This window comes from Streptomyces sp. NBC_01006 (assembly GCF_045162725.1).
Lineage (GTDB): Bacteria > Actinomycetota > Actinomycetes > Streptomycetales > Streptomycetaceae > Streptomyces.
This window is the reverse complement of record NZ_CP108700.1, coordinates 1,467,833-1,492,332: the sequence shown is the minus strand read 5'-3', so window position 1 is coordinate 1,492,332 and position 24,500 is coordinate 1,467,833. Positions and strand designations below refer to the sequence as shown.

The following is a 24,500-nucleotide window of genomic DNA, read 5'->3' as shown; positions in this document are numbered from 1 at the left end:
GGACCTCGCTCCCCATGACCTCGCCTTCCCCGACCGCCGCCACGAGCGCGGCTCCCGCTCCCGGGCCTTCCAGATCCAAGCTCCCCTCGCTGACGGGGCTGCGCTTCATCGCCGCCGCCCTGGTCTTCTTCTTCCACGCGACCTTCAGCGACCCGCCCATGAACCCGTTCGCCGACCAGGGTTGGGAAGAAGGCTTCCGCTGGCTGTTCAGCAAGGCCGGCTGGATGGGCGTCTCGTTCTTCTTCGTGCTCAGCGGGTTCGTGCTGACCTGGTCGGCCAAGCCGAACGACACGGCCACCGGGTTCTGGCGCCGGCGTCTGCTGAAGATCTTCCCCAACCACATCGTGATGTGGGCCCTCGCCATGGTGCTGTTCGCCGGCGCGACGACCCCGCTGTCCGCGTGGCTGCCGAACCTCTTCCTGATCCACTCCTGGTTCCCGCAGCACGCCACCTTCATCAGCGTGAACCCGCCGAGCTGGTCGCTCTGCTCCGAGCTGCTCTTCTACCTGCTCTTCCCGTTCCTGATCGGTCCCGTGCTGCGGATCAAGGAGCGTGCGCTGTGGGGCTGGGCCGCCGTGATGGTCGCCTGCATGGTGGCCGTGCAGCTGGTCACCGACTTCCTCCTGCCGCAGCACCCGCCCACCCCCGAGGGCTTCGGCATCTCCCTGTGGGAGTTCTGGTTCGGGTACAACTTCCCGCCGGTGCGGATGTTCGAGTTCGTGCTCGGCATGATCCTCGCCCGGCTCGTACTGGCCGGGGCGTTCCCCCGGATCCGGATCCTCCCGGCCGCCGTGCTGTGCGTGGTCGGCTACGCCGTGGCGCTGGCGGTGCCGTTCCTGTACGGGCTCAACGTCGCGACCATCGTGCCCGTCGCGCTGCTGATCTGCGCGGTGGCCCGGGCCGACGTCGAAGGCGCACCGACCGTGCTGCGCGGGCGCACGATGCGGTGGCTCGGCGAGGTCTCCTTCGGCTTCTACCTCGCCCAGTACGTGGTGATGTACTTCGGCCGCACGGCCCTGATGGACGAGAAGCTCTTCGCCCCGCTGCCCGGGGTCCTGGTCCTCCTCGGCTTCTTCTGCGCCACCCTGCTGGTCGGCTGGCTGCTGCTGGTGTGCGTGGAACGCCCCGTCATGCGGCGATGGGCCCGCCCGGCTCCGCACCGATCGGCCGCGGCCGAGCCCGCCCGGGAAGAGCGGCAGCCCGCCCCCGCCCTGCGCTGAACGGCGCTTCATCACCCCTTTTCCTTTCCCCCACCGATTTCCACGTCACCACTTCGCACCCTGAGGAGCGTCCATGCCCACGATCGACGTCAATGGCACCCCCGTCCAGTACACCGCCGAGGGCAGCGGCCCCGGCCTGCTGTTCGTGCACGGTACGGGCGGTCACGGCGAGGCCCAGTTCGGGCACATCCGCGAGCACTTCACCGACCGCCACACCGTCATCACCCCCGACTGCTCCGGCAGCGGCCGGACCCCGCTGCACGCGGACGAGCTGAGCCTGGACGAGCTGGTGGAGCAGGCGATCGGCGCGGCCCGCGCGGTCACCGACGAGCCCTTCGACATCGTCGGCTTCTCCCTCGGCGCGGTCGTCGCTGCCGCCGCCGCGGCCAAGCACCCCGAACTCGTCCGCCGGCTCGTCGTCATCAACGGCTGGGCCCGCAACGACGACCCGCGCCAGCAGCTGGCCACCGACCTGTGGCGGCGGCTCCCGGCCGTCGACGAGGAGGCCTTCGCCGCGTACAGCGCGCTGCTGATCTTCTCGCCGCCCTTCCTCGCCGGCTTCGGCAGCGAGGGCGTCAAGGCCACCGTCGCAGGGATCAAGGCCGAGGAGTGGACGCTGCAGCAGATCGAGCTCGACCACCACGTCGACATCACCGACCGGCTCCCCGCCATCACCGCCCCCACCCTGGTCATCGGCTCCACCCGGGACGTACTCATCCCCGTGGAGCACTCGCGGGAACTGCACGCGGCCGTGGCGGGCAGCGAGTACGCGGAGCTGGAGAGCGGCCACATGGTCATCTTCGAGAAGACGGCCGAACTCGTCGAGCTGCTCACCGGATTCCTCGACCGGGACTGACCGGGGCCGTTCGTCTCCGCGGGGCCGGAGCGGGTACCACCGGCCCGCCCGCTCCGGCCGTACGGCCCTGCCCCCTTCCCCTTCCTGCCTCCAGCTCCCGCCTTACGCCTTCCTCCGGAGAGACACCTTGTCCACGACCGCGGAACCTGCCGCGATACCGACGGAGCACGCCACCGAGCCCCACCGGGCCGTGCACGGCAGGCTCCCTTCCCTGACCGGCCTGCGGTTCTTCGCTGCCCTGCTGGTGTTCGGCTACCACTCCTCGCTCGCCCTGCCCGCGCTCAACCCGTTCGCCTCGAAGGACGTCGCCGACGGATACAGGTGGCTGTTCAGCAACGCGGGATGGGCCGGGGTGAGCTTCTTCTTCATCCTCAGCGGATTCGTGCTGACCTGGTCGGCACGGCCCGACGACCCGGCCCGGCACTTCTGGCGCCGGCGCTTCTTCAAGGTCTACCCGAACCACCTGGTCACCTGGGTGCTCGCCTTGGCACTGCTCGCGGGAGCCACCACCCAGTGGTGGCAGGCGGTGCCGAACCTGTTCCTCGTCCACGCCTGGATCCCGGAGTTCTCCGTCTTCCTCGGTGTGAACCCGCCCAGTTGGTCGCTCGCCTGCGAGCTCTTCTTCTACCTCTGCTTCCCGCTGTTCCTGCGCTGGATCAAGAGGATCCCGTCGGACCGCCTGTGGCGCTGGGCCGCCGGGACCGCCGCCGCAGTGATCGCCGTACCGACCCTCGCCTACCTGGTGCTGCCGGTGAACCCGCCGATGCCCGAGGGCTCCGCGGCCTCCGTCTGGCAGTACTGGAGCGTGTACATGCTCCCGCCCGTACGCGCCCTGGACTTCGTCCTCGGGATGCTGATGGCGCGCATCGTCGTCACCGGCCGCCGCTTCGGCGTCAAGCCGCTGCCCGCCGCCCTCGCCTGCGTGGCGGCGTACGCCCTGTCCCTCTACGTCCCGTGGCTGTACGCACTCGACGCGGTCTTCGTCATCCCCATGGCCCTGTTGATCCCGGCAGTCGCCCTCAAGGACGTCTCCGGCCGCCCCTCGGTGCTGCGCAGCCGGCCGCTGATCTGGCTCGGCGAAGTCTCCTTCGCCTTCTACATGGTCCATCTCATCCTGCTCAACGTCGTACGTGAACTACTCGGCCCCGAGAAGTTCTTCGGCACCGCCGCCGGCATCGGCGTATTGGTGATCGAGGCACTGGCGACCCTCGTCGTGGCATGGCTGCTGTACGTGGCCGTGGAAAAGCCGGCGATGCGCCACCTGGGGCGGACCCGAAAGGCAACCACCGCATGAAAGCCGCCGTCATGAAGGCCGTCGTCATCAACAGCTACGGGCCGCCGGAGGTGCTCGCCGTCTCCGAGACGCGGACCCCGCGGCCGGGCCCGGGCGAGATCCTCGTCCGGGTGGCCGCCGCCGCGGTGAACCCGGTGGACCTGGCCGTGCGCCGGGGCGACATCCCTTCCCCGGTCCTGCCGGCCGTCGTCGGCTGGGACGTCTCCGGCACCGTCGTCGCGGCGGGCCCCGCGACCAACCGCTTCGTCCCGGGCGACCGTGTGGTCGCCATGCGGTCACCGCTGGCCGACGGAGCCGGAGTATCGGCCGAGTACGTCGCCCTGGACGAGGTGCTCGCCGCCCCCGCGCCCGTGAACGTACCGCTGGAGCACGCCGCCGCCCTTCCGCTGGCCGCCCTCACCGCCGAGCAGGCACTGACGCGGCTCGGCCCCGATTTCTCCGGGCGGCTCCTGGTGAGCGGCGCCGCGGGTGCGGTGGGCGGCTTCGCCGTCCAGCTGGCGGCCCTGCGCGGCCTGCGTCCGGCCGGTCTCGCCCGCGCGGGCGACGAGCGGATCCTGGGGGATCTGGGGGCCGCCGAGGTCCACGCGGACACGGACGGCCTGCCTGCGGGCGCGTTCGACGCGGTCATCGATGCGGCGGGACGACCGGAGACGATCGCGGCGGTGCGCGACGGAGGACGCTTCATTTCGCTGACCCCCTTCGCCGTACCCGAGGCCGAGCGGGACGTCGCCGTGGAGGTCTACGGCGTGCGGATCGACGGAGCCATGCTCGACGGCCTGGCCCGCCGCGTCGAGGAAGGACACCTGACGCTGCGCATCGCCGAAGTCCTGCTGTTCGAGCACGCGCCCCGGGCGCACGCCGCCCTCGAAGCGGGCGGTACCCGCGGCAAGATCCTCCTGACACCGGAAGCTGGCTGACGGCCGTACGCGCCGAAGGGCCCCGGGCCGCCGTCACCGGCAGCCCGGGGCCCTTTCGCGGCTGGAGCCGGATGACCGCCCCTACTCTGTGTGACGGTCTGCGACAGCTGTAGGCCTCTGTGATTCCCAGGCCGTACGACCTGCGACTGATGTCCGTATTTGCCCCGGCTTGACGGGTGAACAAGATCACTCTCGGCAAGGCATTGCGCATGGATGTCAGGACCCGGGGCAGGCGGCCGGATCGTGTCGGTGCAACCGGCAGGGGGATTCAGAGGACGAAAGGCAATACGCAACGTGACCGCAGCACAACAGAGCATCCATGTGGGCGGAGAGTGGCGCGCAGCCCTCTCCGGCGCCACGCGCGAGATCATCGACCCCGTCGACGCGACCGCCTTCGCGGTCGTGGCGGAGGGCGGCGTCCAGGACACCGACGAGGCCGTGGCCGCGGCGCGCGCCGCGTTCGACGACGGTGCCTGGCCCCGTACGCCGGTCGCCGAGCGGGCCGCCCTGCTGCGGCGGGTCGCCGCCCTGCTGGAGCGCGACCGCGAGCGGATCGGCGCCCTGGAGAGCCAGGACGCGGGCAAGACGCTGGAGGAGGGCCGCGTCGACGTCGACTGCGTCCGTGACGCCTTCCTCTACTTCGCCGACCTCGTGGCGAACGAGAACGGCGGACGGGTCGTCGACGCGGGCTCCGACGAGATCCGCAGTGTCGTCGTGCACGAGCCGGTCGGGGTCTGCGCCCTGATCACGCCATGGAACTACCCGCTGCTCCAGGCCAGCTGGAAGATCGCGCCCGCCCTCGCCGCCGGCAACACGTTCGTGATCAAGCCCAGTGAGATCACCCCGCTGACCACCGTCGTGCTGATCGAACTCCTGCTGGAGGCCGGACTTCCGCTCGGCGCCGCCAACATCGTCACCGGTCCCGGGGGCACGGTCGGCGCCCGGCTCGCCGAACACCCCGATGTCGACCTCATCTCGTTCACGGGCGGGCTCGTCAGCGGCACGAAGGTCGCCAGGGCGGCCGCCGACAGCGTGAAGAAGGTCGCCCTCGAACTGGGCGGCAAGAACCCCAACGTCGTCTTCGCCGATGCCTGTTCGACGCCCGAAGCGTTCGACACCGTCGTCGACCAGGCGCTCAACGCCGCCTTCATCCACAGCGGCCAGGTCTGCTCCGCCGGCTCCCGCCTCATCGTCGAGGAGCCGCTGCGCGAGCGCTTCGTCGCCGAGCTCGCCCGCCGGGCCGAGCTGATCCGCCTGGGGCGCGGCACCGACGAGGGCGTCGAGTGCGGCCCGCTCGTCTCCGCGGCCCAGTTGGCGCGGACCGAGGAGTACGTCGCCTCCGCCCTCGCCGAGGGTGCGGTCCTGCGTGCCGGCGGCGAGAAGCCGGCCGGTCCCGGCTACTTCTTCCGGCCCACGGTCCTGGACCGGTGCCACCGCGGCATGCGCGTCGTCCGCGAGGAGGTCTTCGGCCCCGTCCTCACCGTGGAGACCTTCCGCACCGAGGAAGAGGCCGTCGCCCTCGCCAACGACACCGAGTACGGACTCGCCGGAGCGGTGTGGACCTCCGACGGGGACCGCGCCCGGCGGGTCGCGGCCCGGCTGCGCCACGGCACCGTCTGGATCAACGACTTCCACCCCTACCTGCCGCAGGCCGAATGGGGCGGCTTCGGAAAGTCCGGCATCGGCCGCGAACTGGGCCCCGGCGGTCTCGGCGAATACCGCGAGGCCAAGCACATCTACCAGAACCTCGCCCCGCGCCCCGTGCGCTGGTTCGCGGGCGCGGCGGAGAAGGACCAGGCATGAACGACCAGCACGTGTACGACTACGTCGTCGTCGGCGGCGGCACCGCGGGTTCCGTGATCGCCTCCCGGCTGACCGAGGACCCGGACGTCAGCGTCGCCGTCATCGAGGGCGGCCCCAGTGACGTCGGCCGCGAAGACGTCCTGACCCTGCGCCGCTGGATGGGGCTGCTCGGCGGTGAGCTGGACTACGACTACCCCACCACCGAGCAGCCCCGGGGCAACTCGCACATCCGCCACAGCCGTGCGCGGGTGCTGGGCGGCTGTTCCTCGCACAACACCCTCATCGCGTTCAAGCCCCTCCCCTCCGACTGGGACGAGTGGGCGCAGGCCGGTGCCGAGGGGTGGGACGCGGCCGCCATGGATCCCTATTTCGCCCGGCTGCGCAACAACATCGTCCCCGTCGACGAGGCCGACCGGAACGCGATCGCCCGGGACTTCGTCGACGCCGCGCAGACCGCGCTCGGTGTGCCGCGCGTCGAGGGCTTCAACAGGGCTCCCTTCCACGAGGGCGCCGGCTTCTTCGACCTCGCCTACCACCCGGAGAACAACAAGCGGTCCTCCGCCTCCGTCGCCTATCTGCACCCGTTCCTGGACCGGCCGAACCTGCACATCGCCCTGGAGACCTGGGCGTTCCGGCTGGAACTGGAGGGCACCCGCGCCACCGGCGTGCACATCCGTACGAAGGAGGGCGCGGAGCACGTCGTACGCGCCCGGCGCGAGGTCCTGGTGTGCGCCGGGGCCGTGGACACCCCGCGCCTGCTGCTGCACTCCGGCATCGGGCCGCGCGCCGACCTGGAGAAGCTCGGCATTCCCGTCGTGCACGACCTGCCGGGCGTCGGCGAGAACCTGCTCGACCACCCCGAGTCGGTCATCGTGTGGGAGACGCACGGTCCGATCCCGGAGAACTCCGCGATGGACTCCGACGCCGGGCTGTTCGTCCGCCGGGATCCGCAGGCCGAAGGCCCGGACCTGATGTTCCACTTCTACCAGATCCCCTTCACCGACAACCCCGAGCGCCTGGGCTACGAACGGCCCGCGCACGGCGTGTCGATGACCCCGAACATCCCCAAGCCGCGCAGCCGCGGCCGGCTCTACCTGACGAGCGCCGACCCCGAGGACAAGCCCGCCCTCGACTTCCGGTACTTCACCGACGAGGACGACTACGACGGCCGGACCCTCGTCGACGGGATCCGCATCGCCCGGCGGATCGCGGCGAGCGAACCGCTGGCCGGATGGCTGAAGCGCGAGGTCTGCCCGGGGCCCGAGGTGACCTCCGACGAGGAACTCAGCGCGTACGCCCGCCATGTGGCGCACACCGTCTACCACCCGGCCGGGACCTGCCGGATGGGGGCCGCCGACGACGAACTCGCCGTCGTCGCACCCGACCTGAGGATCCGGGGCCTGACCGGCATCCGGATCGCCGACGCGTCCGTATTCCCCACCATGACCGCCGTGAACCCGATGATCGGCGTCCTGATGGTCGGCGAGAAATGCGCCGACCTGCTGGGAGGCATGCCCCGATGACCACTCCGAGCACTCCGAACACTGCACCGCACACCGCCGCGCCCACCCCGCCGCAGACGCCTGCGGAACCCGTCTTCTCCGTACGCGACCTGTGGAAGGTCTTCGGCCCGAAGGCCGACCGCGTGCCCGCCGACAAGGAACTCGCCGCCCTCGACGCCGCCGAGCTGCGCGAGCGCACCGGCTGCACCGCCGCCGTCCGCGACGTCTCCTTCGACGTCCGCAAGGGCGAGGTCTTCGTCGTCATGGGCCTGTCGGGCTCGGGCAAGTCGACGCTCGTACGCTGTCTGACCCGGCTCATCGAGCCGACCTCGGGCGCGATCTCCATCGACGGGGAGGACGTGCTGTCCATGGACACCGGCCGGCTCCGCGAGCTGCGCCGCCACCGCGCGGCGATGGTCTTCCAGCACTTCGGTCTGCTGCCGCACCGCACGGTGCTCGACAACGTCGCCTACGGACTGGAGATCCAGGGCGTGGGACGCGGCGAACGGCGCGAGCGGGCGGCGGAGTTCGTCGCCAAGGTCGGCCTGGACGGCATGGAGCACCGCAGGCCGAGCCAGCTGTCCGGCGGTCAGCAGCAGCGCGTGGGCCTGGCCCGCGCACTCGCCGTGGACCCCGAAGTCCTGCTGTTCGACGAGCCGTTCAGCGCGCTGGACCCGCTCATCCGACGGGACATGCAGGAGGAGGTCGTACGCCTGCACGGGGAGGAGGGACGCACGATGGTCTTCATCACGCACGACCTGAGCGAGGCGCTGAAGCTCGGCGACCGCATCGCGCTGATGCGCGACGGCCGGATCGTGCAGCTCGGCACGCCGGAGGAGATCGTGGGCGCCCCCGCCGACGACTACGTCAGGGACTTCGTCCGGGACGTGCCGCGCGAACAGGTGCTGACCGTCCGCTCGGCGATGCGCCCCGCCCTCGCCGGCGAGCGCGAGGCCGGCCCCGCGCTCGACCCCGGTGCCACCGTCCACGAGGCCATCGAGGCCGTCGCCCGTACGGGCGAGAACGCGCGGGTCGTCGAGGACGGCCGCTGCCTCGGCGTGGTCGACCACGCGGGACTCCTCGGTGTCGTCGCCGGGGTCCCGGTCGCGACGGGAAAGGCGGTGGCCTGATGTACGCCCATACGACCTGGCCGCCGCCGGGCGGCACGACCGGCTCCGACGCCGGACGGTGGGGCCGATGACCGCCACCGCCACCACCCCTGCCACCACGGGTTCCACGACCGCCTCCTCGGAAGCCGGGCCCGGCGCGCTGCGCGCACTCGCGCGCCACCGCGGCCGGCTGATCGGCGCGGGCGCGGCCCTCGCACTCCTCCTAGGTTCCCTGCTCCTGGGCGGCGGTAGCTGGCCGGCGTCGCTCGCCGTCGACCTGTCCGGGCCGCTCGACCGCGCCAGCGACTGGATCATCGACAACCGTGACGGCCACCCGCTGTTCCTCTACTTCCTCGGGCACGTCAGCAACCTCGTGGTCGTGTCCGTCCGCGCGGTGTACCTGCTGCTGCTCGCCCTCGGCTGGGCCGGCGTCACCGCCGCCGCCGGACTGGTGGCCTGGCGTGTCGCGGGCGTGCGCCTCGCGCTGACCTCCGTCGCCGCCTTCGCCGTGTGCGGTCTGCTCGGCATGTGGGTGCCCACCCTGCAGACGCTCGCCCTGATGGTGGTCGCCGTCGCCGCGTCCGTACTGCTCGGAGGCCTCCTCGGGCTGGCCGCAGGCCTGTCGGACCCCATGCACCGGATCCTGCGGCCCGTGCTGGACACGATGCAGGTGCTGCCGGCCTTCGCGTACCTCCTGCCCGTCGTGCTGGTCTTCGGCATCGGCGTGCCCGCCGCCGTCCTCGCGACCGTCGTGTACGCCGCCCCGCCCATGGCCCGCCTGACCGCACTCGGGCTGCGCGGCGCGGACGCCGGAGTCGTGGAGGCCGCCACCTCCCTCGGCGCCACCGGCAGGCAGCGGCTGCTGACCGCCCGGCTGCCGCTGGCCCGCAAGGAACTGCTGCTCGGCGTCAACCAGTCGATCATGATGGCACTGGGGATGGCAGTGATCGCGTCCGTCATCGGCGCGGGCGGCCTCGGCGACCGGGTCTACCAGGCGCTGGCCTCCGTGGACGTAGGCGCCGCGCTCGCCGCCGGTGTGCCGATCGTGCTGCTCGCCATCGTCCTGGACCGGGTCACCGCCGCGGCGGGGGAGCGGATCGGCGCGGGTGAGGCCGGCCGGTCCCGGCTCGGCTGGGCCGTCGCTGCCGCGGTGACCGCCGCCGTCGCCCTCGGGGGGCGCCTGAGCGACCGGCTCTCCTGGCCCGACGGGTGGACGGTGCACATCGCCGAACCCGTCAACCGGGCGGTCGACTGGATGACCGCACACCTCTACTCCGGCGTGCCCCTCGTCGGCGGCACCGCCGACTGGGCGGGGCACTTCACCACCTGGGTCCTCAACCCGCTGCGCCACGGCCTGCAGTGGCTGCCCTGGTGGGCGGTCCTGCTGACCGTGGCCGCCCTCGCGCTGCTCATCGGCACCTGGCGCACCGCCGCGACCGCCGTCCTCGCCATGGCCGCGATCGGCGTGCTGGGCGTCTGGGACCCGGCGCTCGACACGCTGTCCCAGGTACTGGCCGCCGTCGCCGTGACGCTGCTGCTCGGCTTCGCGCTCGGGGTCGCCGCGGCCCGCAGCACCCGACTGGGACGCGCGCTGCGTCCGGTCCTCGACGTCTTCCAGACGATGCCGCAGTTCGTGTACCTGATCCCCGTCGTCGCCCTGTTCGGTGTGGGCCGCGCCCCGGCGGTCGCTGCCGCCGTGGTCTACGCGCTGCCCGCGGTGGTCCGGATCACGGCCCAGGGAGTGCGCGCCGTGGACCCGGCCGCTCTGGAGTCCTCGCGCTCGCTGGGCGCGACCGGGCGTCAGCAGCTGCTCCAGGTCCAGCTGCCGCTGGCCCGGCCCGCGCTGCTGCTGGCCGTCAACCAGGGCGTGGTGCTGGTCCTCGCCGTGGTCGTCATCGGCGGTCTCGTGGGCGGCGGAGCGCTCGGCTACGACGCGGTCTTCGGTCTCGCCCAGGGCGACCTGGCGACCGGTCTGGTCGCAGGTGCGGCGATCGTCTGCCTCGGCCTGGTGCTCGACCGCCTCACGCAGCCGACGCAACGCCGCGACCCTGCCGGAAAGGGGGCCTGAGATGGCTCGCACACGCACACGCACTCGTACACGCATCACCGCGGCCCGTACCCGCTGCGCCGCCCTCGCGGCCGCCGTCGCACTGACGGCCCTCACCGGCTGCGGGGCCGCCGACATGACCCGCCAGGCTTCCCCGTACGCCGACGCCAAGGGCTCCCGCACGGTGACGCTGTCCGTGCAGTCGTGGGTGGGCGCGCAGGCCAACGTGGCCGTCGCCCAGTACCTGCTGGAGCACGAGCTCGGCTACCGGGTGGACACCGTCCAGATCGACGAGGTACCCGCCTGGGACGCGCTCAGCCAGGGTCGGGTGGATGCCATCCTGGAGGACTGGGGCCACCCGGAGCAGGAGAAGCGGTACGTCGAAGACAAGGCGACGATCAAGCGGGGCGGCGATCTCGGGGTGACCGGTCACATCGGCTGGTTCGTACCGACCTACTTCGCCGAGGAACACCCGGACGTCACCGACTGGAAGAACCTCAACAAGTACGCCGGCGACTTCCGTACGGCGGAGAGCGGCGGCAAGGGCCAGCTGCTGGACGGCTCCCCGTCCTACGTGACGAACGACAAGGCGCTCGTGAAGAACCTGGGCCTGGACTACCAGGTCGTGTTCGCGGGCTCGGAGGCGGCGCAGATCACGCAGATCAGGCAGTTCGCCAAGGAGAAGAAGCCGTTCCTGAGCTACTGGTACAAGCCCCAGTGGCTGTTCGAGAAGGTCCCGATGACGGAGGTGAAGCTGCCCGCCCACGAGGAGGGCTGTGACGCCGACACGGAGAAGGTGGCCTGCGCGTACCCGCACACCCCGCTCCAGAAGTTCCTCAACGCCCGCTTCGCGGACGGCGGAGGTGACGCCGCCGCCTTCCTGAAGAAGTTCCGCTGGACTACCGAGATGCAGAACGACGTCTCCCTGATGATCGCGGACGAGAAGCTGGCGCCGCAGGAGGCGGCGGCCCGCTGGGTCAAGGAGAACGAGGCCACCTGGCGGGCCTGGCTCCCGTCCTGACGCGGGAGCGGCGCACTCGCGTGATCCCCGCGCACGATCACGCGTACGAGGCCGCCAGCTCGCTGCTGCGGTCGCGAGCGGCTTCCAGGGCCGCCATCAGGGCGGCCCGTACGCCGTGCCGTTCCAGCTCCCGCACCGCGCTGATGGTGGTGCCGGCCGGCGAGGTGACCGCCTCACGGAGCCGGACCGGGTGGGTACCGGAGTCGCGCAGCATGACCGAGGCGCCCACGGAGCTGCGTACGACGAGCTCGTGGGCCTTGTCCCTCGGAAGCCCCAGCAGGACGCCCGCGTCGGTCATCGCCTCGACGAGGAAGTAGAAGTAGGCGGGCCCCGACCCCGAGAGGGCGGTCGCGGCGTCCTGCTGGGCCTCCGGCACGGTGAGGGTGTGGCCGACGCCGCGGAACAGCTCCGCGGCCTGCTCCACGTGCTGCTGCGAGGCGTGGCTGCCGCCGGAGAGGACGGTCATCCCCTCGTCGACCAGCACCGCCGTGTTGGGCATCGCCCGGACCACCGCGACGCCGGCCGGGACCCGTTCCTCGAAGAAGGCCGTGGTGAGCCCGGCCGCCACGCTGATCAGCAGGGTCCCGGGGGCGATCGCGGGGGCGATCTCCTCCAGCAGCGCGCCCATGTCCTGCGGTTTCACCGCGAGGATCAGCACATCGGCCCACGCGGCGGCGTCCGTGTTGCCCAGCGCCGTTATCCCGTGACGCGCCTCCATCTCGGCGGCGCGCTTCTTGCGGCGGCAGGTGACCCCGAGTGCCTGCGCCGGCCAGCCGGAGCGCAGCAGGCCGCCGAGGAGTGCCTCACCCATCTTGCCCGCGCCGAGCACGGCGACCTTGCACGTCATGACTTGCTCCCTCGTGGTGGAAGTGACGGAAGAGGTGAAGGGCCGGACGGCCGGGTCACGCCGTACTCGTCTCCGCGTACGCGTAGGGGTGTGCGTGTGCGTGTGCGTGTGCGTGCGGTGCGAACAGAGCCAGGTCCTCCGCGCCGACGACCTCGGGGTACGCCACGGCTCCCGGCCCCTCGTCCGGTACGGGGAACCCGGCGAGCAGCCGGACCAGATCATCCGAGGCCAGCCGGGCGAGGCCGCGGGCGACGGACCTGCCCGCACCGTCGGCGAGGTCCACCGGGTCGCCCACCGTGAACTGCCCCTCGACGGCGGTGACTCCGGTCCACAGCACGGGCCCGCCGTGCTCGCGCACGTCCCGCACGGCGTCGGCGTCGAGCACGATCCGACCCTGCGGCGCCGTGGCGTGGGCGAGCCAGAACAGCTGCTCGGCGGGCCGCTGCCGGGCGGCGTGGAAGTACGTTCCCGTCTCCCCGCCGGCCAGCGCCCGTGCGGCGTGCCAGGCCGCGGCCAGCACCACGGGGATCCCGGCGCTCGCCGCGGTCATCGCCGCCTGGACCTTGGCCCCCATGCCGCCCGTTCCCACTCCCGAGCGTCCCGGGGTACACGTACGGATCCCGGCGAGGTCGGCGGGTCCGCGGATCTCGGCGATCGGGCGGGTTCCGGGGGCCAGCGGGTCCCCGTCGTACAGCGCCTCCACGTCGGAGAGGAGGACGAGCAGGTCCGCGCCGATCAACTCGGCGACCAGCGCCGCGAGCCGGTCGTTGTCCCCGAAGCGGACCTCGTGGGTGGCGACGACGTCGTTCTCGTTGACGACCGGCACGATCCCCATGTGCATGAGCTTCTTCAGGGTGCGCCGGGCGTTGTGGTAGTGGTCGCGGCGGGTGATGTCGCCGGCCGTGAGCAGCACCTGCCCCACCTGGATGCCGTACCTGCCGAACTCCGCGCCGTACGTGCCCATGAGCAGCCCCTGGCCGACACTGGCGGCCGCCTGCTGCTCGGACAGTTCATCGGGCCGCGCGGTCAAGCCCAGCGGGGCCAGTCCCGCCGCGACGGCGCCGGAGGAGACGAGCACGACGCTCTTTCCCTGCCGGTACAGCCCGGACAGGACCTCGACCAGGGCCGCCGGCCGCCCCGGATCGAGCCGTCCGGAGTCCGAAGTGAGCGAGGACGAGCCGATCTTGACCACGATCCGGTGGGCCTCGGCCACGTCCGCACGCTCGATGCGCGGATCGCCCGGCGCGGATTCGGGTGTCACGGGAACTCTCCTCGGGGGCAGTGGGGAGGTGGCTGCGGGGCTCCGATTCATTCATGCGCCATTACCTTTTCCTTCCCGTTCTCCGGGAACCGTTCGGGACCGATTCGGTACCCACCTGCCCCAACTTTGCGGGGCATCAGTAGGCCCGTAACGCAAAAGCAAAGAAGGGAGTACGGAGTACGGTGTATTCGTCATTCACGGAGAAAATGGCACAACCGGATCTGATAGATCTCGGCGACGGAATATATGTCCTCCGGTTCGAGGTCATGAAAGTGACGTCGGTCTACCGGGCGGTCAAGGAGCTCCTGGCGCGCGGGGTGATCCGGCACGGCCAGACCCTCGTCGACAGCTCCAGCGGCATCTACGGCCACGCACTCGCCCTGGTCTGCCGGGAGCTGGGACTGAAGTGCCACGTCTTCGCGTCCGTCGCGGTCGACGACGGGATCAAGACGCAGCTCAAGTACCTCGGTGCCACCTACGACCAGGTCGCCGGCGGCGGAGGCAATCTCCAGCACGACCAGGAGGCCCGCGTCCGGCTCGTCCACGACTACCTCCGGCGCAACCCGGACGCGTACTGGATGCAGCAGTACCACGACGACGTGCACTACGCCGGCTACGAACACGTCGCGGAACTGCTCCTCAAGGAGCTGGGCTGGGCCGAGATGACCCTGGTCGGCGGCGTCGGCACCGGAGCCTCGACCAGCGCGATGAGCCGCTACCTGCGCGAGTCGTGCCCCAACGTCCGGGTGGCCGGCATCCAGCCGTTCGGCAGCCGCTCCTTCGGCTCCGAGAACTTCCCGCTCGACGGGTTCATCATCGCCGGCATCGGCAGCGGGATCCGCTTCGACAACATCGACTACAGCGCCTACGACGACATCCACTGGGTCGACTTCGACGTGTCGGCCGCGGGCTGCCGCCACCTGCTCTCCACCACGGGCGTCTTCGCCGGGCTGTCCGCCGGCGCCGGCTGGCAGGCCGCCCGGTACATCCGCTCGACCGAGCCCTCCGGCGGTCCCGTCGTCTTCATGGCCGCCGACCCCGGACACCGCTACATCAAGCAGGTCTTCCCGCCCGACGGCCCGCTCGTCGAGGACCCCGAATACCGGCCGGTCGTCATTTCCGCACTGGAGGAGATGACCGGACCCTGGTCCACGATGAACTGGGGCCGAAGGCAATACAGCGTCCAGGACGACCTGCCGGTGCTCGCCCTGCAGGGCTGACCGGCCCGCGGGGCGAAATGCCCGCACGGCCGACCCGGGATCGCCGAATTCCACCGTAAAGAATCAGAGGCCGCACCCATGACCGATGTCGCCATCATCAACTATGGCGCCCAGCACGACTATCCGGCCATGCTCCACGAGCTGGCGGACGGGCTCCACGTCTTCAGCCACAACCCGCTCGCGCACACCGCGGGGCTCGGCTCCTACGAACACGTCGAGGACTGCGAGTTCGTCCCCTACGCCGAACTGCGCATCCGGCAGCTGGCACGGACCCGGTCCTTCTCCCACATCATCACCGACAACGAGTACGACCTCGAACGGACCGCGCGCATCCGGGAGGACCTCGGCATTCCCGGCCAGTCGGCGCGCAGCGCACGGCAGTTCCGCGACAAGGTCGTCATGAAGCAGACGGCGGGCCGCACCGTCGCCACCCCGCGCTACGCCCGGCTGGCGACGATCGTCGACCTCACCCGGTTCATCGACGAGAACGACTACCCGGTCGTCGTCAAGCCGGTCAGCCAGGGCGGTTCGCGCGACATCGCGGTGCTGCGCGACGAGCACGACCTGATGGAGTTCAGCCGCCGCCACTGGCGCGAGGACCTCATGGTCGAGGACTTCGTCGACGGCGAGATCTACCACGTCGACGCGATCCTGGCGCCCGGCTACCGCTTCGTGGCCTCCTCCCGGTACCTGCGCGACTGCCTCGGCGTCCTCTCCGGCCAGAACAACGGCTCCCTCCAGCTCGACCCGGGCGGCAAACTCTCCCAGCGGCTGGAGGAGTTCCTCGACCGGGTCCTCGAAGCCTTCGACACCCCGGAAACCGGCGCCTACCACCTGGAGGTGTTCCGCACGCCCGAGGACGAGTTCGTACTGTGCGAGATCGCCTCGCGCGTCGGCGGCTCCCGCATCCCCGCCCTCACCCGCCTCACCTACGGCCTGGATCTGCACGCCACCTGGCTGCGGCTGTCCTGCGGTCTGCCCGTCGACCCCGCGCCGACCGCCCCGCCGGCCGAACTCCGCGGCTCCATCGGCATCGTCCCCCAGGGCCGACCGGTGCGCGCACCGCAGACCCTGCCGTTCGACTGGGTCGAGCACTACCAGGTCAACGAGCAGCTCGCGCTCGGCGCCGTGGCACAGAACAGCACCTCCAACCTGTGCTTCGCCCTGGTCCGCGGAGCCGACACCGCCGAGGTGGAGCAGCGCCTGCTCCAGGTCGAGGAGTGGATCCTGAACAACCTGATCGAGGCCGACGGACCCGCCCGGCTCCCCGCGTCGTGAACGCCTGGCGAGAGGCGTCGCCCACCGCGCGCCTCCTGCTGGTGGCGGTGCTCTTCACCGGCCTGACCACCTTCATGTTCCTGCCCCTGCTGGCCATCGAACTGACGGCGCAGGGCATCCCGGCGGGCCGCACCGGCTTCCTGGTCGGTCTGCTCGCCTTCTCCGGCCAGGCGTTCTCACTCCTGACCGGGCTGCTCGTCGACCGGTTCGGCGCCCACCGGGTGATGTCCGCCGGATTCCTCCTGCGCGTCCTCGGCTACGTGCTCCTCGGGCTCGGCGGCGGCAGCGCTCCGGAGCCGCTCGTCGCCGGCATCGTCGCCGTCGGAGTCGGCGGTTCGCTGCTGGGCCTGTCGACCAAGACGCTGCTCGTCTCGCAGGACGGCACCGATCCGCGCACGATGCTCGCGCTGCGCTCGACGTTCGTGAACGTCGGAGTCGTGGCCGGGCCCGCGCTGGGCGCCGCGGTGTACCCGCTCGGGTTCGGCTGGATCCTGGCGGCCTGCGTGCTCTCGCACCTCGTCCTCGGCACCTGCCTGCTCCTTCGACGGTCCGTGCCGGCCTCCCGGTCACGGCCCGCCGCGGGACGGGCCCCCGCCCCCGCCCGGGCGGGGGACGGGGCGCCCACCACGCCGTGGACACTGCGGCAGTGGCTGCCCCTGTGCGGGCTGGGGGTCGCGTACTGGGCGATCTACAGCCAGCTCAACGTCCTGCTCCCGATCACCGCGAACGAGATGACCGGCAGCACCGCGGCGATCTCGGTGGTCTTCACGGTCAACGGCCTGCTCGTCGTGCTGTTCCAGTACACCCTGCTGCGCCACGTGTTCCGCCGCGCCACCGCCCGCACCCTGCTGGTCCTCGGCTTCCTCGCCTTCGCCTGCGCCTACGCCACGCTGATACCGCTCGCCGGGTGGTACTCGCTGCTCGCCTTCGTGGTGCCGGTCACGCTGGCCGAGATGCTGATCGGCCCCAGCCTCGACGAGCAGGCGGTCAACGCCGCCGCCACCCGCCGCACCGGACTCGCACTCGGCGCGATGAGCGCGGCCGGAGCCCTGGGCAGCCTCTTCGGCTCCAGCGCGGGCGGCTACCTGCTGCAGAGCGCGCGGGGCGGCAGCGAGGTGTGGCTGCTGCTCGTCGGATCCTCCCTCGCCGCCGCGGCGATCTGTCTCCTCCTACCGAAAGTGCGTACGCGCCATGTCTGACACACAGCCGACCGCCGTGCTGCTCAATCCCCGCAGTCATGTCCTGGCCGCGGCCCGGAAGCTGGGCGCCGCGACCGTGACCGTCCCCGAACCCGGCAGGCCACTGCCCGCGGACGGTGCGGGACTGGCCTTCCACTCCCCGTGGACGACCGACCCCGAGGACCTCATCGACCGGCTCCGCGCCCTTGACCTGCCCGCCCCGGTCAGCTGCTTCGGTTTCGGCGAACTCGGCTGCGTCGTGGCCGCGCTGGTCAACCACCGCCTCGGCTGGCCCGGCAACCCGCCCGAAGCGATGGAGGCGTTCAGGGACAAGGCGAAGCTGCGGTCCGCGGTCGCAGACCGGGCCGGCGCGCCCGTCGCGTACCGGCTCTGCACGGAGAAGAGCCAGATCCGCCCGGCCGTCGAGAACATCGGCTACCCATGCATCGTGAAGCCGGCCGACGGCACCGGCAGCGCCGGGGTGCGGCAGCTCGCGGGACCGCAGGATCTCGACACCTACCTGGCCTCACTGGACTTCGACTCCCCGCACCTCGTCGAGGAGTTCCTCGTGGGGACCGAGTACAGCGTGGAGGCGATGAGCTCGTCCGCGGGCCACCGGATCCTCGCGATCACGGAGAAGGCGACCACCGGCGCCCCCGGATTCGTCGAGACCGGCCACACCCTGCCCGTACGGCTCGCCCCGCAGGACGAGGAGGCCCTCGCCGTCCTGGTCACCGCGACCCTGGACGCGGCGGGCTACCGTACGGGCCCCTCGCACACCGAGGTCATGCTCACGGCCGAGGGGCCCCGCCTCATCGAGTCGCACGGCCGCCCCGGCGGCGACCGCATCAGCGACATGCTGGACCTGGCCCTCGGCGAGGACCTCTTCGAACAGGCCATGGCCGACTCCCTCGGCCTGCCCGTCCCGGGCGCCCCCACCCGCGACCGCGTCGCCGGGATCCGCTACGTCACCTTCGACCGTACGGCGCCGGTCACCGTCACGGACGCGGAGACCGCGAAGGTGGCCGCCCTGCCCGGGGTCACGGAGGTCGCCATCTCCGTCCCGGCGGGCCAGCTCCCCCCGGAAGTACACCGGTCCGGGGACCGGCACGGCTTCGTGGTCGCCTTCGGCGCGAACCGCGAGGAGCTGGAGAGCCGTCTCGACCTCGCCGTACGCACCCTCACCGCCGGCCGCTGAGCCTCCCCGCCCGCTCCGCCACTTCCTCCCCCCCACCCCCCCTGCACCAACACGCCAGCGCCCGAAAGGCACTTCCATGTCGTACAAGATCCTGGTCCTCGTCTCCGAGGCGGCGAAGTTCCGGCTCGACAACCACTCGATCATTCCCAGCGCGCTCCACCGCGAGGGGCACGACGTCCACGTCGGCGACATCGACACCCTCTGCCTGCACGACAACATCGTGGTCGTCGACCGGGTGCAGCTCAGCGAGGAGTACCTGACCGGCCACGACTTCCCGGCGCTGAGCGAGTCCTACGCCTCCGCCGAGGACTTCGACCTGGTCTGGGTCCTCACCGGCACACACCCCGAGGCGCTCGCCGACTCCTTCCAGCTGCTGTGGCTGCTCAACCAGCGCGTCCCCTTCGTCAACGACGCCTCCGCCCTCTTCTACCTCAACTCCAAGATCACCCTCAGTGCGGCGGTGCCCGCGGAGCACCTGCCCGCCTCCTACGTGTCGAACGACTTCGAGTACCTCACCGGGCTGGTCGAGTCCGACGAGAACCGCACCTGGGTGCTCAAGCCGACCAACGAGGGCTGCGGCGCCGGCGTGTACTTCGTCAACAAGAACGAGCGCAACCGCCCCGCACTGCTCCAGGCCGCCACCGGCAACGCCGTTCCGCGCTACGAGATGTACAGCCGCAACATCATCGGGCTCTCCAAGCGGTACACGGCCGTGCAGGAGTACATCCCCAACGTCCGCAACAACGAGAAGCGCGTGATCATCGCCGGCGACGTCCCGGTCTGCGGCTTCCGCCGCTTCCACTTCGAGAACGACGACCGCGCCAACGTCACGCTCGGCACCAAGTTCGAGGGCCTCACCCTCACCCCGGAGGAGGACGAGTTCGTCCGGGCCCTGGGCAAGCGCATGATGGACCTGGGCATCTTCTACTCCGGCATCGACATGGCGTACCCGTACATCATGGAGTTCAACCTGGTGAACCCGGGCGGGCTCAACTACTCCTTCCGGGCCACCGGCGTCGACCAGTCCTCCGAGACCGTCAACGCCGTGCTCGCCGCGCTGCGCGCCGCCGGGAAGATCTCGTGACCGCCTGGTCCTCGCTCGACCCCCGGGCCACCGCCGCCTGGACGGAGTTCGCCGCCACCGGCGCGGCCGACGCGGACAACGAGCGATTCCAGAAGCGGCTGCACCGCCCCGGCTGGGTGCACGCGTACCCGCCCGTGGTCTTCCACGGGGCCGCCGCCGACGAGGTCACCGACCTCGGCCTGCGCCTCGCCGAGCTGGTCTCGGACTTCCCGCGCCGTGCCTTCGGCGACGACCTGGAGGCCTGGGCCGAGTACCTCGGTATCCCCGCCGAGGACGCGGAGCTGATGATCAGCGCGCTGCGCCACCCGCGGACGGGCCGCACGGCCACGGCGGTCATGCGGCCGGACCTGGTGGTCACCGACGACGGACTCCAGCTGGTCGAACTGAACGTCTCCACTCCGATGGGAGGCATGAGCACGATCGCCCCCTACACCGAGGCCACCCTGGACTCGGACTACGCCCGCTTCCTCGCGGCGCGCGGCCTCACCCCGGGCGCCGCCGCCACCTCGCACGTCTGGCTGGACATGTTCGTCGGCCTCCTGCGGGAGCACGACACGGAGCGGCCGCTCCACGTGTTCGAGGCGATCGCGAACCCCGCGGACTCCGACTCGGGCCGGCGCTTCTTCGTCGACATGATCCGGTCGGGCGGGTACGAGATCAGCTGCGGCCTCGTCACCGACCTGGAACTCGACGAGGAGGGCGCCTCGTTCGAGGGCAAGCGGATCGACGTGGTCGTCACCATGTACACCTGGCACGAGACCAAGAAGTACGTCCCGCCCGCCCTCACCCGCAGGCTGATGGAACTCGACATCGCAGAGAAGATCGACTTCATCGGTGCCCCGGCGACCGCCCTCCACGACAACAAGGCCAACCTGGCCCTGCTCACCGAGCCGGAGTTCGACCACCTCCTCAGCGACGAGGAACGGGCCCTGGCGCGGGCACACGTCCCGGTGACCTTCCGGCTGCGGGCGGACACCCTCGACCGCGCCCTCGCGGAGCGCGAGGAGCTCATCTGCAAACCCGCATCGGCCTACGGGGGCAAGGACCTGGCCTTCGGATTCACCCAGGACGACGGCCAGTGGCGCGCCCTGCTGGAACAACGCCTCGCCGACCCGCGCGAGACCTACGTCCTCCAGCGCAGGCTCCGACCCGCCGTCGTCGACGTACCCGGAGCCGACCCGTCCGGGCGCGAGGTCGTCCTGGCACCCCTGGTCTTCGGCGGCCGCTTCGCCGGGACGTTCCTGCGCCAGGCCCCGCCGAGGTCCGCCTCGGCGATCAACGCCTCCAGCGGCGCGGAGGCGGCCGGGGTCCTGACCTTCGACACCCCGTAGCCCCGCACACCCACCCCTCGTCGTTCGCACACAAGGAGTTCTGTCGGATGCTAAGGATCGCGGTTCCCAACAAGGGCTCCTTGTCCGAGCGGGCTTCGGCCATGCTGAGGGAGGCCGGTTACCAGCAGCGCAAGGAGGCCAAGGAGCTCGTCCTGGTCGACCCCGGAAACCAGGTCGAGTTCTTCTACCTCCGCCCCCGGGACATCGCCGTGTACGTCAGTGCGGGGCGGCTCGACCTGGGCATCACGGGCCGCGACCTGCTGCTGGAGTCGGGTGTCAACGCCGAGGAGGTCCTGGCGCTCGGCTTCGCCCGCTCGACGTTCCGCTACGCGGTCAAGCCCGGCTCGGCGCGGGACACGGCCGACTTCGACGGCATGACGATCGCCACCTCGTACGAGAACATCGTGGCCAAGCACCTGGCGAACAGCGGCATCCAGGCCTCGGTCGTCCACCTCGACGGCGCCGTGGAGACCGCCGTGGAGCTGGGCGTGGCCCAGGTGGTCGCGGACGTGGTGGAGACCGGAACCTCGCTGCGCAACGCCGGTCTCGAAGTGATCGGCGAACCCATCATGGAATCGGAGGCCATCCTCGTCCGCCGCCCGGGAACGCAGGATCCGAGGGCCCTGCAGTTCCTCCGGCGCCTCCAGGGCGTCCTGGTGGCCGGCGCCTACGTGATGATGGACTACGACTGCCGCGCCGAACACCTGGATGACGCGGTCGCCCTGACCCCCGGGCTCGAAGCGCCCACCGTCTCCCCGCTGCACAACGAGGGGTGGGTCGCCGTCCGGGCCATGGTCCCGGCCAAGGACGCGCAGCAGATCATGGACGGCCTCTACGCACTGGGTGCCCGCGCGATCCTGACCACGGCGATCCACGCCTGCCGACTCTGAGGAGTCAGCATGTGAGCGGGTGGCGGGCCAGGAACCGGGCCAGGGCCTCGGCGACCGGCCGGGACCGTTCGATGTGGAGCAGGTGGCCCACTCCGTCGATGACGCACTCCTCTACAGCGGGCACGTTCGAGCCGAGGAACGCGGCGACCTCGACCCACAGCGGTCGGGTCTCGCTTCCCAGCACGGAAGGCACCGGTCGGCGGATCTGCGCGGCGTCGTCGGCGTCGAACCGCCATTCGGCCAGGGCGGGCAGCGATGGCGAGGTGGTCGAGCAGCGCGACGGCATCGGCGACGTGGTCGGCGATGGAGACCTCCCCGAGGGGGTGGGTGCTGCCGCCCCAGCCCCGCTTGTGGTAGCGGATGAGCTGGTGGCGCTCGGCGAGTGCCGGTTCGGCCATGAGCGGGACGAACCCGTCGGCGAGGACCGGGCTGATGAGCAGGAGCGGCTCCCCGGTTCCGCGGATCTCGTGTTCGAGCTGGATGCCGTTCACCGTGACGGTGTCCATGATGTCCTCCCATGAGGTCGTGGTTGGCTCGGTCCGGCGGAGCTCGCCGAATTCGCCGACGTCGCCTATGCCGCCGGACACCTTGACGTCACGATCGAGACCTGGGAGCAGCTCCACGGCGAGCCGTCTCGGCTCGGCGAGGACGCCGCCGCGGCCGGGGCCGCCGTACGGGTCGCCATGCACCTGCTGTTCGACACCGAGCTCATGGCACCCGTACGGGGCTGGCTGCGCCGCGCGGAGCGGCTCCTCGATCCCGCGCCGGTGACCGGAGCGCACGCGTGGTTCGCGGCGGTACGGGCCTTCGAGCGCTGCCTCGGCGGTGACCTCGAAGCGGCACGGGACTGGGCCGAGCGGGCGATCGAGACCGGCTCGCACACCGATCCGGCCGCAGCGGCGATCGGGCGCGTGGCCCAGGCCCGGCTGGTGATCCTCGACGGCGAGGTCGAACGGGGTCTGGAGCTCCTCGGCGACGCCGGCACAGCTAGCTCGGACCGGTGACGCCGGTCCCCTCCTGGACGACCGCGCCAAGCAGATGTACGGCCGGCGGCTCGCCGAGATCGAGGACGACATGGAGGAGCCCGCGCCGACAACGACATCGCCCGACAGGAGCAGGCCGAACTCGAACGTGGATTCCTGATCGACGAGCTCGCCCGGGCCGTCGGACTCGGCGGGCGTGACCGGCACGCCGGCGCCGCCTCCGAACGGGCCCGCTCCGCCGTCACCCAGGCTCTGCGCAAGGCCATCGGCCGCCTCCGCGACGCCTCTCCGGAGCTCGGTGACCACCTCGACCGCACGATCCGCACGGGGACCTACTGCGTCTACGTCCCCGATCCGCGCGTCCCTTCCCCGTGGTCCCTCTGACGCATGAAGACAGCGCCTGACGAGGTTCGCGGGGATGAATCGATTCGTCTGCCACGTGCGTCAACACCCCGCGAAGTATGCCAGGTTGAGAGGACCTGAACCTGTTGCGCTACGTGTCTCTCTGGCTACATACTGTGATTGCTTCCACCGCCTTCCGCGTGATGGGAGCGCTCTCGCAGGAGTCTCGTCGTCGCCTTGAAGAGGAGTGCCATGCCTCGGTTATCGGCGCGAGATGTAGTGGCCATGGCGGCTCAGCCCGTCCTGCTGCTCGCCGCCGTCGCCGTCTTCGCTCTCACCGAGTGGCGAGGATGGGCACCGGGTACGGCCACCTTCCTCTTCCAGTTCGCGGTACTCGGCCTTCTCGTGGTGCTGGAGTTCCTGATCCCGTACAACCCCGCCTGGCGGCCGGACCGCCAGGAGTGGGGGTACTACGCCGTGTACTACGTCCTCACCGCGATCGGGGGCGCGCTCGGGCAGAGCCTGGTGCTCTTGGCCGTCGGTGCGGTGGCGAATCCGTATCCGGCGCTTCCGTTGTGGGGTGAGATCCCGCTGGCACTCCTGCTCGGCTCCCTCGCGAGCTACGCGGTGCACCGGGCCGGACACGCCTACGCATGGCTGTGGCGACTGCACGGCGTGCACCACGTGCCGGGGAAGGTCAACGTCGCCAACAACGGGGTCAACCACGTGGCCGACGTGGTGATTTCGCAGGGATTCGTCCAACTGGCGCTCGCGCTGGTGGGATTCTCCGAGCGCGCGGTCTTCGGTGTGGGGCTGTTCGTCGTGGCGCAGGGCTACTTCGTCCACGCCAACATCCGGGTGAGGCTGGGGCCCTTCAACCATGTCCTCGCCGGTCCCGAACAACACCGACTGCACCACAGCACCGAGCTGTCCGAGGCCGGTCACTACGGCTCCGACCTGTCCGTATGGGACAGACTCTTCGGCACCTTCACCTGGCGTCCCGGCCGTGAGCCGGCGGCGGTCGGACTGACCGATCCCCGCGCCTTCCCGGCCACCGGTCGCATTCTCACCACGCTCGTCCACCCCTGGCGCCGCTCCGCCGGGTGACGGGTCTCCGCT

22 protein-coding genes are annotated in these 24,500 nt (G+C 71.1%); 19 read left to right on the top strand and 3 right to left on the bottom strand.

Annotated features, from left to right (window positions below):
* Positions 1-14: 14 nt before the first annotated feature.
* The 9 genes from OG509_RS06645 (at position 15) to OG509_RS06605 (ending at position 11,769) form a co-directional block, all read left to right on the top strand.
* Positions 15-1,220 (top strand): acyltransferase family protein, encoded by a 1,206-nt coding sequence (locus OG509_RS06645; protein ID WP_406180889.1) that lies wholly within the window; start codon positions 15-17, stop codon positions 1,218-1,220.
* Between the two features lie 73 nt (positions 1,221-1,293).
* Positions 1,294-2,076 carry an alpha/beta fold hydrolase gene (locus tag OG509_RS06640; RefSeq protein WP_406180887.1) on the top strand — a complete coding sequence of 261 codons (783 nt, stop codon included), beginning with the start codon at positions 1,294-1,296 and terminating at the stop codon, positions 2,074-2,076.
* A gap of 127 nt (positions 2,077-2,203) precedes the next feature.
* Positions 2,204-3,370, top strand: coding sequence for an acyltransferase family protein (locus OG509_RS06635; RefSeq protein ID WP_406180886.1), 1,167 nt, complete (start codon positions 2,204-2,206; stop codon positions 3,368-3,370).
* Positions 3,367-4,287: an NADP-dependent oxidoreductase gene (locus tag OG509_RS06630; protein WP_406180885.1), complete on the top strand. Its 921-nt coding sequence runs from the start codon at positions 3,367-3,369 to the stop codon at positions 4,285-4,287. The genes OG509_RS06635 and OG509_RS06630 overlap by 4 nt, the downstream gene beginning before the upstream one ends.
* A gap of 294 nt (positions 4,288-4,581) precedes the next feature.
* On the top strand, positions 4,582-6,090 hold the full coding sequence (locus OG509_RS06625) for an aldehyde dehydrogenase family protein (RefSeq protein WP_406180883.1): 1,509 nt from the start codon (positions 4,582-4,584) through the stop codon (positions 6,088-6,090).
* Positions 6,087-7,613, top strand: a complete 1,527-nt coding sequence (locus OG509_RS06620) for a GMC family oxidoreductase (RefSeq protein ID WP_406180881.1) — start codon at positions 6,087-6,089, stop codon at positions 7,611-7,613. Before OG509_RS06625 ends, OG509_RS06620 begins: the two co-directional genes overlap by 4 nt.
* Positions 7,610-8,722: a glycine betaine/L-proline ABC transporter ATP-binding protein gene (locus tag OG509_RS06615; RefSeq protein WP_406180879.1), complete on the top strand. Its 1,113-nt coding sequence runs from the start codon at positions 7,610-7,612 to the stop codon at positions 8,720-8,722. Before OG509_RS06620 ends, OG509_RS06615 begins: the two co-directional genes overlap by 4 nt.
* A 67-nt stretch (positions 8,723-8,789) precedes the next feature.
* Entirely contained in the window at positions 8,790-10,769 is a 1,980-nt protein-coding gene (locus OG509_RS06610; protein ID WP_406180878.1) for an ABC transporter permease subunit, read from the top strand.
* A gap of 1 nt (position 10,770) precedes the next feature.
* Positions 10,771-11,769 (top strand): ABC transporter substrate-binding protein, encoded by a 999-nt coding sequence (locus OG509_RS06605; protein WP_406180876.1) that lies wholly within the window; start codon positions 10,771-10,773, stop codon positions 11,767-11,769.
* A 37-nt stretch (positions 11,770-11,806) separates the two neighbouring features.
* Here OG509_RS06605 and proC read toward each other — a convergent pair whose 3' ends face one another.
* Complete coding sequence (gene proC, locus OG509_RS06600) at positions 11,807-12,616, bottom strand: pyrroline-5-carboxylate reductase (protein WP_406180874.1); 810 nt, start codon at positions 12,614-12,616, stop codon at positions 11,807-11,809.
* 55 nt (positions 12,617-12,671) lie between these two features.
* Complete coding sequence (proB, locus tag OG509_RS06595) at positions 12,672-13,829, bottom strand: glutamate 5-kinase (RefSeq protein ID WP_406187489.1); 1,158 nt, start codon at positions 13,827-13,829, stop codon at positions 12,672-12,674.
* A 314-nt stretch (positions 13,830-14,143) separates the two neighbouring features.
* Between proB and OG509_RS06590 the strand changes: the two genes are divergently transcribed.
* The 7 genes from OG509_RS06590 (at position 14,144) to hisG (ending at position 22,056) form a co-directional block, all read left to right on the top strand.
* Positions 14,144-15,097 (top strand): pyridoxal-phosphate dependent enzyme, encoded by a 954-nt coding sequence (locus tag OG509_RS06590; RefSeq protein WP_406180872.1) that lies wholly within the window; start codon positions 14,144-14,146, stop codon positions 15,095-15,097.
* 78 nt (positions 15,098-15,175) lie between these two features.
* Positions 15,176-16,375 (top strand): acetyl-CoA carboxylase biotin carboxylase subunit family protein, encoded by a 1,200-nt coding sequence (locus OG509_RS06585; protein ID WP_406180870.1) that lies wholly within the window; start codon positions 15,176-15,178, stop codon positions 16,373-16,375.
* A complete protein-coding gene (locus tag OG509_RS06580; protein ID WP_406180868.1) occupies positions 16,372-17,574 on the top strand; it encodes an MFS transporter in 1,203 nt (400 codons plus the stop codon). Before OG509_RS06585 ends, OG509_RS06580 begins: the two co-directional genes overlap by 4 nt.
* Positions 17,567-18,751, top strand: coding sequence for an ATP-grasp domain-containing protein (locus OG509_RS06575; RefSeq protein WP_406180866.1), 1,185 nt, complete (start codon positions 17,567-17,569; stop codon positions 18,749-18,751). The genes OG509_RS06580 and OG509_RS06575 overlap by 8 nt, the downstream gene beginning before the upstream one ends.
* Before the next feature lie 76 nt (positions 18,752-18,827).
* Complete coding sequence (locus OG509_RS06570) at positions 18,828-19,835, top strand: RimK family alpha-L-glutamate ligase (protein WP_406180864.1); 1,008 nt, start codon at positions 18,828-18,830, stop codon at positions 19,833-19,835.
* Positions 19,832-21,166 (top strand): hypothetical protein, encoded by a 1,335-nt coding sequence (locus OG509_RS06565; protein ID WP_406180862.1) that lies wholly within the window; start codon positions 19,832-19,834, stop codon positions 21,164-21,166. Before OG509_RS06570 ends, OG509_RS06565 begins: the two co-directional genes overlap by 4 nt.
* A gap of 47 nt (positions 21,167-21,213) precedes the next feature.
* The gene (hisG, locus tag OG509_RS06560) at positions 21,214-22,056 is read left to right on the top strand and encodes an ATP phosphoribosyltransferase (protein ID WP_385589606.1); all 843 of its coding nucleotides are present in this window, start codon (positions 21,214-21,216) and stop codon (positions 22,054-22,056) included.
* Between the two features lie 4 nt (positions 22,057-22,060).
* Here hisG and OG509_RS06555 read toward each other — a convergent pair whose 3' ends face one another.
* Positions 22,061-22,342, bottom strand: coding sequence for an alpha/beta fold hydrolase (locus OG509_RS06555; RefSeq protein WP_406180860.1), 282 nt, complete (start codon positions 22,340-22,342; stop codon positions 22,061-22,063).
* On the opposite strand from OG509_RS06555, the gene OG509_RS06550 reads away from it, so the two are divergent.
* The 3 genes from OG509_RS06550 (at position 22,320) to OG509_RS06540 (ending at position 24,488) form a co-directional block, all read left to right on the top strand.
* Positions 22,320-22,577, top strand: a complete 258-nt coding sequence (locus OG509_RS06550) for a hypothetical protein (protein WP_406180858.1) — start codon at positions 22,320-22,322, stop codon at positions 22,575-22,577. The genes OG509_RS06555 and OG509_RS06550 overlap by 23 nt on opposite strands.
* A 162-nt stretch (positions 22,578-22,739) precedes the next feature.
* A complete protein-coding gene (locus OG509_RS06545) occupies positions 22,740-23,060 on the top strand; it encodes a hypothetical protein (RefSeq protein WP_406180856.1) in 321 nt (106 codons plus the stop codon).
* Positions 23,061-23,666: 606 nt separating this feature from the next.
* Positions 23,667-24,488, top strand: a complete 822-nt coding sequence (locus OG509_RS06540) for a sterol desaturase family protein (protein WP_406180854.1) — start codon at positions 23,667-23,669, stop codon at positions 24,486-24,488.
* The last annotated feature ends 12 nt before the right edge of the window (positions 24,489-24,500 follow it).